The sequence below is a fragment of the Mesorhizobium sp. 2RAF45 genome (genome assembly GCF_052115225.1).
Taxonomy (GTDB): domain Bacteria; phylum Pseudomonadota; class Alphaproteobacteria; order Rhizobiales; family Rhizobiaceae; genus Mesorhizobium; species Mesorhizobium jarvisii.
In genome coordinates this window covers 247463-259726 of record NZ_JBFRGG010000007.1, presented here as the reverse complement: position 1 = coordinate 259726, position 12264 = coordinate 247463, and the positions used below count along the sequence as shown (strand labels likewise).

The window sequence follows — 12264 nt, the reverse complement described above, 5'->3', positions numbered from 1 at the left end:
CGCGCGTTTCCTGGAATTGCTCTAAAAATCACTTCCGATAGTTGGCGATCCTGAGCAGGATGAAAGCCGGCACGACGATCGCGGCACCAAGCAGGATGTAGCCGAGGAAGCGGTCAATGGCGTGGAAGCCCAGGTTCCAGAGGTCGATAAAGAACTTCTGGATGCCGTAGAAGACATCCATCGGCGACCAGCCGAAGGCATTCATGACAAGGCCGACGAGGAACGACACCACCAGCAGCTTCAGGATCACCCTGAGCGGCGAGTCGCCGAGGAAGCGCGTCAGTGCGGACAAGGTCGTCTCCCGATTGAGATGCCCAGACTCACAGGCATGGCCCAGAGATACGTGCTTGGCGGCCATCCATCAAGCGCGGTTGTGCCCGGGGAAGCCTGGAACAGGTGATCGAGACGCCGAGCCTCAGACGGCTCGCAATTCTTAAATATAGGTAAACAAGATCATTTTAATTTGTTGAAAATAAAGCACAAAATCGTCATTTTTCGATTTCGCGCAATGTGCGTGCAATTTTCACTTGCGAGACAGTCGGCGTCTTTCAGGTGACTGGTTGCGCGGCGCTCCGCCCCCCTACCACAGCTGGCGAACGCCAGTCTCAGGGCCGTGCAGCCACCCTGAAAGACACCAAACCGGAGCCTGACCGCCCTAACGGCCAAGCTCCTCGGGAGTTAACCTGCGTGTCGATTGCTGGATGCGCGTTTGTGTTGGAGTAATGCTGTGTCCTCTCGAGTAAAGATCGTCCTGACGGCGGCTGGCCTCGCCTTTTGCCTTCTCGGGCCGGCGATGGCCGCCGACCTTTCACCCACCTACAACGACCCGCCCGCCTTCCAGTGGAGCGGCGCCTATGTCGGCGTCCATGGCGGCACGGCGTCCACCGGGATGCCAAACCCGTTTGCAGGCCGCAATGGCTTCAGCGGCGGGGTCCAGGCCGGCTACAACCAGCAGATGGGTCCCACGGTTCTCGGCGCCGAGATCGAAGGCTCCTATCTGGGCGGCGCCGAACACGACGTCCAGGGCGGCAAGATCAAGGAGAAATGGCGCGGTGCCGCCAAGGCCAAGGCTGGATTGAGCTTCGACCAGACGCTGCTGTTTGGCACCGGCGGTGTGGCCCTGACCAAGTTCGACAAGGGCGACAACGTCAGCAGCACCGACGGATGGAAGGTCGGCTACCTCCTGGGCGCCGGCATCGAGCAGGGCTTCGCCGGCGGGCTGTCCGCCAAGGTCGAGTACGACTATGTCCGCACCCCCAGCGTCGAGACGACATCGGCTCTTGGCACGTCGAAGACGACGATCGGCAGCCATGAACTGAAGGCCGGCATCAACTACCGGTTCTAGTACGAGCGAACCGGATTGCGCGATGCCGCTGGGCACAGCGCAATCCGGTGTCTCGATATCCACCGCACAGCGGCTTTTTCCGCAATGGCGCCCTTCCCGCGCCGCGCTGCAATGTCGATGCAATCTTCGCGATCTAGGTCCGTGCGTGAATTTTCACCATGGGAATCTGTTCCAATATGTCCACGCATGGCGCCAGCCTCCTGACACAGGCCCCGAAGGTCTTTTTCATCGCAATCGCGCTCGCAGGCTGTGCCTCCGACATCATGAAGAACTATGTCGGGCAGCCGGTCGAATCGGTCGTCCTTGATTATGGTCCGCCCACGGCGATCGTCGATCTTGGCCAGGGTGAGCGCGCCTATCAGTGGCGCAAGGTGTCGACGTCGGCGGTTTCCGGAACATCGAGCGGCGAGGTTCGCGAGACAAAGCACGGAACCGTCTATGAAGAGACCGAGACGCCCGGCTATATCGAGCGTCAGGAATGCTTCTACACATTCTATGCCCGCGCTTCCGGCGGCCGCTGGTTCATCACCAATTTCCGCCAGCCAAAGCTGGAATGCGAATGAATTGCCGCGGCCGCAGACCCGGACCGGCCGCGGATAAAGGAGACTATTCATGCGCGTCCTGTTGATCGAGGACGAACCGGAAATGGCCTCCGTGCTGAAGGCCGCGCTCGAGCGTGTGGACATCATCGTCGACCATGCAGCGACATTGGCCGATGCCGAGGCGATGGCCCGCCTGGGCTATCACGACGCGGTGGTGCTGGACCGCCGGCTGCCGGATGGCGACGGTCTCAGCCTCATACCGCGCCTGCGTGCCTTGCATCTGGATGTGCCTGTCATCGCACTGACGGCGATGAGCGGGTTGGACGACCGGGTCGCCGGGCTCGATGCCGGCGCCGACGATTACATGGTCAAGCCCTTCGCCACGGTGGAACTCGTCGCGCGGCTTCATGCCTTGCACCGGCGCTCGTTCACCTCGCGCGCCAACCAGACGATGGTCGGCCGCCTCACCTATGATTTCCGCCATCGCGAAGCGCTGATCGAGGACCAGGCGCTCGATCTGCCGCGGCGCGAGAGGCTGGTGCTTGAAACGCTGCTCCGCCGGCCGGGCCGGACCATCATGCGCAGCGCGCTAGAAGAGGCCGTCTACGCGTTCGACGACGAGATCGGCTCCAATGCGCTCGATGCGCATATTTCGCGGCTGCGCCGCAAGCTCGACGATGTCGCCGCCGGCATCGAGATCCGGGCGATCCGCAACCTCGGCTATCTTCTGCGGGCGGTCTCGTGAAGAAGGTCCGTACCGGCTCGCTGCAATGGATCCTGGTCCGGCGGCTGATCCTGCTGCAGGCGGCGACGCTGCTCATCTTCATCGTGCTTTGCGCGGCAGCCCTTTGGATCGCCAACCCGCGCCTGCTGATCGACAATGAGGCCGCCGTCGCGGCCGTCAAGGATGCGGTCGACCGGGACAAGGACGGCAGGCTGATCGTGCGTGAAACGGAAGAACTCACCGCGTTTCGCGAGAGCTTCCCCAATGTCTGGTACATCGTTCGCGACGGCAGCGGCGGGAGCGTCCGTGCCGGCAACATACCCGACATCTACACCAAAGGCTTCGGCGAGCTGCTTGACAGGGCCGATCACGCCACGATCGGATTCTCCGACAAGGACATGCGGCCGGAAGCCTTTATCGAAAACGCGTCGACCAAGGCCGGCACGGTGCAGATCGTCGCCGCGACGCAGTCGTCGCGCCAACAGACAGACGGCCTCGAGATCAACATTTCGGCCACTGTCGAAGTCGCCCGCAATCCAGACGGCAGCAGGAATTGGGAGCGCGCCCTGCCGGCCCTCGCGCTCGTCATCGCGATCCTGCTTTTGCCCATAATCCTCGTCATGGGCGCGACGACGCTGGTGACGACGCCAGCCGTGGTGCGCCGTTCCTTCGCCGGCCTTGTCGAAACGGTCCGCCAGGCAGCGCGCATCGACATCGGCACCCGCGCCATGCAACTGCCGGTCAAGCAGGTGCCGCAGGAAATCGCGCCGCTCGTGCATGCCTTCAACGAGGCGCTTGCCCGCCTCGCCCACGGCTATGACCGCCACAACCGCTTCCTCACCGACGCGGCGCATGAACTGCGCACGCCGATCGCCATCCTGCGCACACGCGCTGAATTGCTGAAGCAGGAGCCACAGAGCGCCCGGCTGCTGCAAGATATCGAACGCCTGTCGCATCTTGCCCAGCAACTGCTCGACCATCAGTTGCTCGACCGCTCGTCGGACCAGCGCCAGATCGTCGATCTCGACGATCTCGTCAGCCGGGTGGCGGCCGACTTCGCACCGCTGGCCATCGAGGCTGGCTATGACCTTGCCTTCGAGCCGTCGCCAAACAAGGCCCGAGTAGAAATCAATGTCCTGCAGATCGACCGGGCGCTCGCCAACCTCGTGCGCAACGCGATCGAGCATGGCGGCGGCAGCGGCACGATCACGATCGCCATCGACGAGGCCGGTGGAATCGAGGTGCGCGACGAAGGGCCGGGCATTCCCGCGGAAGAGCGCGAGAACGTCTTCGAGCCCTTCTATCGCTTGCAGCCGCAGTCGCGCGGCGCGGGGCTGGGACTGAACCTCGCCCGGCAGATCGCGCTGCTGCATGACGGGACGATCCGCATCCTGACGGGCTCCTGGCGCGGCGCCCGCATCCGCATGGAGTTGCCGGTGCGTTCGTGACGTGCCGAGCCATCGTCTCGGCCGGCCGAAGCCCCCATGTCGATCCCTGGCTTATCTGTTTTCTAACCAATTGCCGCTATTGCCATTCCAAGAGCGGGAGCCAGGCTTTGGTGGGAACGGGAAAAATCGGCGCGCGCCGCGCGGTCACGCTTTCGGTCGTCGTGCCATGCTACAATGAGCGTGACGGCGTGGCCGAGCTTCACCGACGCGTCAGCGCCGTATGCCTTGAGCAAAGCCATTCCTACGAGATCGTGCTTGTCATCGACGGGGCGACCGACGGCACCCGCGAGGCCATTTTCGAACTGGCCGAAAAGGACGACCATGTCGTCGCCATCGACCTTGCCCGCAATTACGGCCACCAGATCGCCTTGAGCGCGGGGCTGGAATTCTGCCGCGGCGAGCGCATCCTCATTCTCGACGCCGATCTCCAGGATCCGCCCGAATTGCTCGGCGCGATGATGGCGAAGATGGATGAAGGCTTCGATGTCGTCTACGGCCAGAGGGTGAAGCGCGACGGTGAAGGCTGGTTCAAGCTGGCCTCCGCCTCGATGTTCTACCGCCTGCTCGGCCGGATGGTCGATGTCGAGATCGCACCGGACTCCGGAGACTTCCGGCTGATGAGCCGCCGGGCGCTCGACCATCTGAATGCGATGCCCGAACGCTACAGGTTCATTCGCGGCATGGTGAGCTGGATCGGGCTCAGGCAGGTCGCCTTCCCCTATGAGAGGCACCGCCGCTTTGCCGGCACCACCCACTATCCGCTGAAGAAGATGATCCTGCTGGCGGTCGACGCGATGACCAGCTTTTCGATCGTGCCTTTGCGGTTTGCCTCGATGCTGGGGATGATGTTCGGCCTGCTCGGCCTGGTCGTGCTCGGCTATACACTGCTTGAATGGTCCAGGGGCAACGTGGTGCCCGGCTGGACGAGCCTTGCCGCGATCATGCTGATCCTGGGCAGCGTCCAGCTTCTGGTGCTCGGCATTTTCGGCGAGTATCTCGGCCGCATGTACATGGAGACGAAGCGGCGGCCGCTCTACTTCGTTAACGAAATCGTTTCGCGCGACCAGCCGGCCAAGGACAGCGACCTGCCCGTCCATCGCCTGCAGGAGATGGCGAAAAGAGCCGCGCGTGGCTGAGGCGAAGGTCGAGCGGATGCAAGGGGAACGGCATGGGCAGGATGCGGTCGGCTCTTCCGTTTGACGTCTCGCGGATGCTGCGCTTTGGCGCCGTCATGTATGCAGGCCTCATCGCAATCGCGAAGGCGACACCGTCACCTGGAGCCGTGACATGACCCAGGCCGCTGCAATCGCGACGGCGACGCCATCGCTCGGGGACGCGCAACGCAGCAGGCTGATACTTTGCCTTCTCTGCGCCTGCCTGGTGGCCTATTGGCTTGCCACCTCTGCCAGCGCGATGCTTCAGGATCCCGACAGTTGGTGGCAAGTGAAGGTCGGGCTGGACTTTCTGGACAACCGGACGTTTCCCGTCGTCGACCCCTATTCCTATACGTTCGCCGGTCAGCCCTGGATCGCCAAGGAATGGCTGGGGCAGGTCTTTCTGGCCCTCGCCTACCGTGCCGGCGGCTGGAATGGCGTCGTCACACTGATCATCGCCACGGTCAGCTTGACGGTCTTCCTGATGGGATGGTTCCTCAGCGCATGGCTGAAGCCGACACTGGCGATAGCGCTGGCCTTCGCCGCGGCTTTGCTGATCGCCCCGATCTATACGGCTCGTCCACACGTCTTCACCTTGCCGATCATCGTCGTCTGGACGGCAATGCTGTTTCGCGCCGCGCAGGAAGAGAGAGCCCCGCCTTTGTGGCTGCTCGTGCTTGTGGTCTTGTGGGCCAACCTTCATGCCACGTTCACCCTTAGCTTCGTCATTGCTGCCTTTGCCGGGCTCGATCTCCTGGCGCGCTCGGGCTTGTCGAAACCCGCCCTCCTGGCAAAATGGGTTGCTTTCGGCCTGCTCTGTCCGCTGGTCAGCCTGATGCATCCCTATGGGATGAAAGCCATCCTGGCGACGTTCACGGTGGCCTATGGCAACGAGGCGGTGCCACTCATCCTGGAGTGGCGGGCGTTCAACGCGCAGGAGCAGGTCTTCCAGGAAGCGGTGATGCTGTTGGCGCTTTTCGGACTTTTAGTATCGAGGCTGCGGATCGGCTGGGCCAAGGCGGTGTTCATCGTCTTCGCCTTGCATGTCTATCTCGCCCATCTGCGGTTTGTATATCTGCCCTTCCTGCTGATCCCCCTGGTGATCGCGGTCGAGGTCGCCCGGCAATACCCCACAGTCTCGACCACGACCTGGCTGGCGGAAAAGCGTGACGGACTGGAAAAACTCTTCGCCAGCCAGTTTTACGCGATCTGCGGCGCAATCGCTGTCCTGCTGGTCGGTGCGGTCGTCATCCTCGGCAGTGCCTACCAGGTTGCGCCGAGCCCGAAGACGGCGGCCAGCGGCGCCCTCGCATACGCACGGGATCACCAGCTTTCCGGCAACGTGCTGAATTCCTATAATTTCGGCGGCACGCTGATTTTCCACGACATCAAGACCTATGTCGACGGCAGGACGGACCAGTTGTTCCTCGGCGGCTTCACGAAAGCCGAGGACGCGACGGGACACAGCGACGGAAAACCACTGCTCGAGGCCCAACTGAAGAAATACGCCATCGGCTGGGCACTCCTTACATCAGACGATACCCGCATCCCCTTCTTCGCGGAGTTGGGCTGGAAGCGAGCCTATGCGGACGACGACGCCGTGATCTACCTGCCCCCCGGCGCCTGACTTACAGCGTCCGGACGAAACCGGTTTCGTCAGCGTTCGAAGGTCTGGCGTCCGCCTTGACATGGATGTTGCAGTGCAGCAAACTTGTGTTGCAGAGCACAGTCCGTAAAGCCCACGAGCCACGATTTTTCGAACGACGGGGACATCGCCGCATGAGGAGCATGTCAGGTTCTGCCGCACGGCTGCCAAGGACCTCGGCGTACGGACCCGCCGAATGAACTACAGGCGCGATATTGATGGCCTGCGGGCCGTTGCGGTGCTGCCCGTCGTGCTCTTCCATTTCGGCGTATCGGCCATTCCCGGCGGCTTCACCGGTGTCGATATCTTCTTCGTCATATCGGGCTATCTGATCAGCGGCAGCCTGCTCGACGATCTCGAGCGCGGCCAGTTCTCGATCGGCCGCTTTTACTGGCGCCGCGCGCGGCGCATCCTGCCGGCGCTGACCTTCGTCATCCTGCTCGCCAGTATCGCCGCCTGGTTCATCCTCCTGCCGTCGGATCTCCATGAGTACAGCCTCAGCGTGATCGCGGCCTCGACCTTCTGGTCGAACATCTATTTCTGGAAAACGACCAACTATTTCTCCATCGACGCGGAATTGCGGCCGCTTTTGCACACATGGTCGCTTTCGGTCGAGGAGCAGTATTATATCTTCGCGCCGGTCCTCGTATATCTGATCTACCGATACGCCTCGAAGCGCTGGCTGACGATATTGCTGCCGATTGCCATAGGCAGTTTTGCCCTGGCGGTCATGGCAACCACGCTGGCGCCGACCGCCGGCTTCTACCTCTTGCCGACGCGCATCTGGGAACTGGCGCTGGGCGCCATGCTCATGCTGAGAAAGCCGCCGGCGCTTGCCAGCCGTCCGCTGACTGAACTGATCGGGCTGGCCGGTTTTGGCCTGATCGCCTTCGGCTTCCTGACGATTTCGGAAAGCGATCCGTTTCCGGGCTACAATGCCCTGTTTCCCTGCATCGGAACGGCGCTGCTCATCTATGCTGGCCAGCCCCATGCGGACAGGCCGGTCCCTGTCGCCACGCAGGTGCTGCGGCTCACACCGCTGGTGTGGATCGGCCTTATCTCCTATTCGCTCTACCTCGTTCACTGGCCGATCAATTCGTTCGTCCATTATCTCTCGCTCAAGGCCATCGGCGTGCCGACGATCATGGCGATGATCGTGGCCAGCGTCGCGCTGGCGACGTTCTCGTGGAAATATGTCGAGCAGCCCTTCCGCCAGAAGCGGGCCTTCACTGCCCCCCTGCCCATCTTCGCGTTCTCGGCGACGGCGATCGCCCTGTTGTGCGTCGTCGGCTTGGCTGGTGCGCTGGGCAAGGGTTTTCCGCAGCGGTTCCCCGATTTCTCGACGGAACGGGTCCTGGTGGGTGACTGGCGCAACGGCGTCTGTTTCAACGAGGGCGGGAGCCGGATCGAGAACTGGAACCTCGCCGACTGCACGCGGACGCATGGCTTTGCCACCAATGTGCTGCTGTGGGGCGATTCCTTCGCCGCGCACTACGTGTCGGGGCTGGAGGCCAATGCACAGAAGATCCAGGCCAACGTCGTCCAGTACACCTATGCCGGCTGCCCGCCCAATCTGAGCTACTTCTCCTATGCTCGGCCGGCCTGCACGCGCTTCAACGAACGGGCGCTGTCGATCATCCGCGATGCCAACATCCAGGCGGTGATCCTGAGCGGCAGATGGACCGACTACCAGGCAAGGGGCTTTGACGGTCTGCAGAAGACGGTGGACCGGCTGCGCGACATGGGCGTCAAGGTCTATGTCATCGGCCAGTCTCCGGAGTTCATCGCCGACGTCCAGAAAATCGCGTTCTTCGCAAAACGGGAGCACGCCGCGAACACATCCTGGCCGATGGCCATGGATCCGGACATCAACAAGCAGGTGTTGCCATTCGTCAAAGGGGCAACTTTCATCGACCCGTTGGCCTATCTGTGCGACCCAGCAGGCTGCTCCTATGCCGACGCCGGCACCCGGCAGTTCCTCTACTTCGACTACGGTCATTTCTCGTCCGCCGGCGCGACGCTCGCCATCTCGAAATACTGGCCAAGCTTTGCCGCCAGCAACAAGGTCGCCAAGGCAAAATAGGAATCGCGGCCAGCGCCGAGGGAGGCGAAAGAGCGTTTGTTCGAGGAACCGCTTTGCGATTGCCCGAAGGCCGAACCTCATGGTAACGAGAGCACGCGCGGGTATGATGTAATGGTAGCCTGTCAGCTTCCCAAGCTGAACGCGCGGGTTCGATTCCCGCTACCCGCTCCAGTTTGCCGCCCCGGATTTTGCTGCTGATTTGATCGGTGCCGGAACCTGCCGAAATGGCTGAGCCGGCACGAATTGGTCACGCGTAACTATCCCTAGCCAATGCGCATCTGCTTCTTGAGAAAGCCGGGCGAGGTTGTCGATGTTTCGCGGCGCCACCTTACCCGCACAGCCGCGTGGCGACGACACCGGCCACGTCGCTGTGGCCGGCCTTTTCGTCAACGGTTCGTCACAGCCAGACGCGGAGCCACACCCGCTCGCGCCAGCAACGCACATGACGGCGTCCATGGCGCCAGTAACGACGGCAAACCCGTCTCCAGCCGCGGCGCCGCCGCCTCTCTCCGTAATGGCGATCTCCGTAGTAGCGATGATGCCAACGACGGTGAGAGACCTTTTCCACTTCGAGGTCGTCATCGCCTTCGAAGACAGCCGGATCCGGCTTGTCCAGTTCATCGAGAATTCCGTTGCCCTGAGGAATACCGGCAACCGCGCGGCCGGGTCCGACTACACCCGCAAACGCTACGGCCCCCGCAACGCCCAGCATTCCAGTGAGAAACAACCGACGTTCCATCAAAACCTCCCGAGTTGTTGACATCGGCACCTCGTTCCCTCGCCCAAAACGGGCTCCAGCGAGCATGCCGATTTGGCTGAACGCGCGACTGCACTTCTTGTTCCATCACCCCACTTCGCGCAGGATGAAGTCGTGAAGCATCTTGGCGGCCGGCGACAGGGCGCGATTCCTGACCGTGATCAGGCTGTAGGGCCTGACCTCGATGTCGAATTCGGTCTGGACGACATCGATGGCGCCGGCGAGCCCGTCGGGGTTCTGGATGAATTTCGCCACCTGCACCGAGACCGGCGCGATGGCGTCGGACTGCGCGACCATGACCAGCGTCAGGAGCAGCGAACTGGTGTTGAGGATCCGGTCCGGCAGCGCGATGTTGCGGTTGAGGAAATTGCTCTCCATCGCCTGACGCAAAGGCGAGCCGCCCGACTGGAAGACCCAGTCATAGGCGGCAGTGTCTTCCAGCCGCACCACGCTGCCCCTGGTCAGCGGGTGGCCCCGACGCACGATCAGGCAGGCTTTCTCGACACCGATGACACGCGATTCGAACAGCCGCGGATTGAGATCGTCGGGGATGCGCGCAATGATGAAATCATGGCGTGAGGCGATCAGTTCGCGCGCCAGCACATTCGAGGTCTCGACCTGCATCGTGATCTCGATGCGTGGATAGATGCGGCGGATTTCGCGGATCGCCGGCACCGCCAGTTCGATCGCCGGCGCCGTCACGGCACCGAGAAACACGGAACCGCCCTTGCCCGCCTTGAGTTCGGAAATCTCGCGGTCGACCTCGCGCATCTCCAGCAGGATCGAACGCGCACGCCTGGCCAAGGCCTTGCCGTAGGGCGTCAGCGTGATGCCGCGCGGCAGCCTCTCGCACAGCTTGACCTCGAGCACCGCCTCCATCTCGGCAATCATGCGCGATGCCGCCGGCTGCGAAATGTTCATGACCTGCGCAGCCGCGCTCACCCGGCCATGATCGTCGAGCGCGACGATCATGCGCATATGACGCAGGCTGAGGCCGCTGCGCAGCAGGGTTTCGCCATCGCCCGGAGTCTCGTTGTAACTATTTGAACCCGCAGCCGGATTCCGTAACACCGCCATGGTTTTTTCCTGCCTCCGCTCGCGGCCCGCCGGCATTTGCCAGCAACCCGTCACGCGTCATAACATATACCACTTGCGGTATAGCAACCATCAAAGATCGCATTTGACAGTTATGGCAAAAGGGCGGCAACGTCACCGTGTTCCGAGACGCAACGGTCGCCAACGATAAAATCGTATCGATTGAAATCAGCGGCTCGGGGCCATGGGAGGATACCGGAGATCGATATGACGGCAGCAGTGCCTTGGCGCTTCTGCACGATTGCGCGGCCCGCGACCCCCGGGGTGCTGCGTCCATCAACCAGGGAGAGTTACGTGAAAATCATCAAGACACTGGCCGCAGTCGCGGCTCTTGGCATCGCTGCCATGACCTATTCGGCGCACGCGGCCGACAAGGGTCTCGTCGGCGTGCTGATGCCGACCAAGACTTCGCAGCGCTGGATCAATGACGGCGACGCCGTCAAGTCCCAGCTCGAGGCACTCGGCTACACTGTCGACCTGCAGTATGCGCAGGACGACATCCCCAACCAGCTCAGCCAGCTGGAAAACGAAATCACCAAGGGCCCGAAGGCGCTGATCATCGCCTCGATCGACGGCACCACCCTGTCGGACGCGCTGCAGAAGGCCGCTGACGCGGGCGTCGTCGTCGTCGCCTATGACCGCCTGATCAAGAAGACCGCCAATGTCGACTATTACACCACCTTCGACAATTTCGGCGTCGGCGTGATCCAGGCGAATTCGCTGGTGAAGGGTCTCAAGGAGCGCTTCCCGAACACCAAGCCGTGGAACGTCGAACTGTTCGGCGGCTCGCCCGACGACAACAATGCCTTCTTCTTCTACAATGGTGCGATTTCCGTCCTGCAGCCGCTGATCGACGACGGCTCGATCAAGATCAAGTCCGGTCAGATGGGCATGGACAAGGTCGGCACGCTGCGCTGGCTCGCCGCCACCGCCCAGGCGCGCATGGACAACCTGCTCTCGGCCAACTACTCGGACGGCAGCCGCGTCGATGGCGTTCTGTCGCCCTATGACGGCCTGTCGCGCGGCATCACCGCCTCGCTGCGCGCCGTGGGCTACGGCACGGCCGCCCAGCCCTGGCCTGTTGTGACCGGTCAGGACGCCGAGACCGCCTCGGTCAAGCTGATCATCTCGGGCGAGCAGTATTCGACCGTGTTCAAGGACACCCGCGAACTGGCCAAGTCGACTGTCGAACTGGTCGACAAGGTGCTGTCGGGCGGCAAGCCTGACGGCCTCGACACCAAGACCTACAACAACGACGTCAAGGTGGTTCCCTCGATCCTGCTGACGCCGCATGAGGTCGACAAGTCGAACTACCAGAAGCTGGTCGTCGACTCCGGCTACATCAAGGCCGAAGACCTGAAGTAATCTCGGTTATAAAATCTGGGGTCCTGCGCGACGCAGGGCCCCTTTTCGTTCACAAGCGACCCCGGTATTGTTTCTGCCGGCCTAGAGCAATTCCAGGAAAAGTGCG

At 62.3% G+C, this 12264-nt stretch carries 11 protein-coding genes and 1 tRNA gene; 10 read left to right on the top strand and 2 right to left on the bottom strand.

Going from position 1 to position 12264, the window contains the following annotated elements; all coding sequences use genetic code 11:
• Window positions 1-28: 28 nt before the first annotated feature.
• Window positions 29-292: a DUF6460 domain-containing protein gene (locus AB4Z43_RS20550; protein ID WP_027047739.1), complete on the bottom strand. Its 264-nt coding sequence runs from the start codon at window positions 290-292 to the stop codon at window positions 29-31.
• A 435-nt stretch (window positions 293-727) separates the two neighbouring features.
• Here AB4Z43_RS20550 and AB4Z43_RS20545 point away from each other — a divergent pair, with 435 nt between their 5' ends.
• From AB4Z43_RS20545 to AB4Z43_RS20505, 9 genes are all read left to right on the top strand, one after another.
• Window positions 728-1345 carry an outer membrane protein gene (locus AB4Z43_RS20545; RefSeq protein WP_038644480.1) on the top strand — a complete coding sequence of 206 codons (618 nt, stop codon included), beginning with the start codon at window positions 728-730 and terminating at the stop codon, window positions 1343-1345.
• A gap of 176 nt (window positions 1346-1521) precedes the next feature.
• Window positions 1522-1908: a hypothetical protein gene (locus tag AB4Z43_RS20540; protein ID WP_051726711.1), complete on the top strand. Its 387-nt coding sequence runs from the start codon at window positions 1522-1524 to the stop codon at window positions 1906-1908.
• A gap of 49 nt (window positions 1909-1957) precedes the next feature.
• Window positions 1958-2632, top strand: coding sequence for a response regulator transcription factor (locus AB4Z43_RS20535; protein ID WP_038644477.1), 675 nt, complete (start codon window positions 1958-1960; stop codon window positions 2630-2632).
• Window positions 2629-4059, top strand: a complete 1431-nt coding sequence (locus AB4Z43_RS20530) for a sensor histidine kinase (RefSeq protein ID WP_064984673.1) — start codon at window positions 2629-2631, stop codon at window positions 4057-4059. Before AB4Z43_RS20535 ends, AB4Z43_RS20530 begins: the two co-directional genes overlap by 4 nt.
• A 110-nt stretch (window positions 4060-4169) precedes the next feature.
• On the top strand, window positions 4170-5195 hold the full coding sequence (locus AB4Z43_RS20525) for a glycosyltransferase family 2 protein (RefSeq protein WP_019863154.1): 1026 nt from the start codon (window positions 4170-4172) through the stop codon (window positions 5193-5195).
• A 151-nt stretch (window positions 5196-5346) separates the two neighbouring features.
• Window positions 5347-6840: a hypothetical protein gene (locus AB4Z43_RS20520; RefSeq protein WP_441938816.1), complete on the top strand. Its 1494-nt coding sequence runs from the start codon at window positions 5347-5349 to the stop codon at window positions 6838-6840.
• Between the two features lie 214 nt (window positions 6841-7054).
• The gene (locus tag AB4Z43_RS20515; RefSeq protein ID WP_019863152.1) at window positions 7055-8941 is read left to right on the top strand and encodes an acyltransferase family protein; all 1887 of its coding nucleotides are present in this window, start codon (window positions 7055-7057) and stop codon (window positions 8939-8941) included.
• A gap of 97 nt (window positions 8942-9038) precedes the next feature.
• Window positions 9039-9112: transfer RNA gene (locus tag AB4Z43_RS20510), tRNA-Gly, on the top strand.
• 139 nt (window positions 9113-9251) lie between these two features.
• Window positions 9252-9701: a hypothetical protein gene (locus AB4Z43_RS20505; protein WP_069090964.1), complete on the top strand. Its 450-nt coding sequence runs from the start codon at window positions 9252-9254 to the stop codon at window positions 9699-9701.
• A gap of 84 nt (window positions 9702-9785) precedes the next feature.
• Here the strand turns inward: AB4Z43_RS20505 and AB4Z43_RS20500 are convergent, their stop codons facing one another.
• Window positions 9786-10775 carry a LysR family transcriptional regulator gene (locus tag AB4Z43_RS20500; RefSeq protein WP_027047738.1) on the bottom strand — a complete coding sequence of 330 codons (990 nt, stop codon included), beginning with the start codon at window positions 10773-10775 and terminating at the stop codon, window positions 9786-9788.
• Between the two features lie 312 nt (window positions 10776-11087).
• On the opposite strand from AB4Z43_RS20500, the gene chvE reads away from it, so the two are divergent.
• Complete coding sequence (gene chvE / locus AB4Z43_RS20495; protein WP_010913404.1) at window positions 11088-12158, top strand: multiple monosaccharide ABC transporter substrate-binding protein; 1071 nt, start codon at window positions 11088-11090, stop codon at window positions 12156-12158.
• Window positions 12159-12264: the final 106 nt, after the last annotated feature.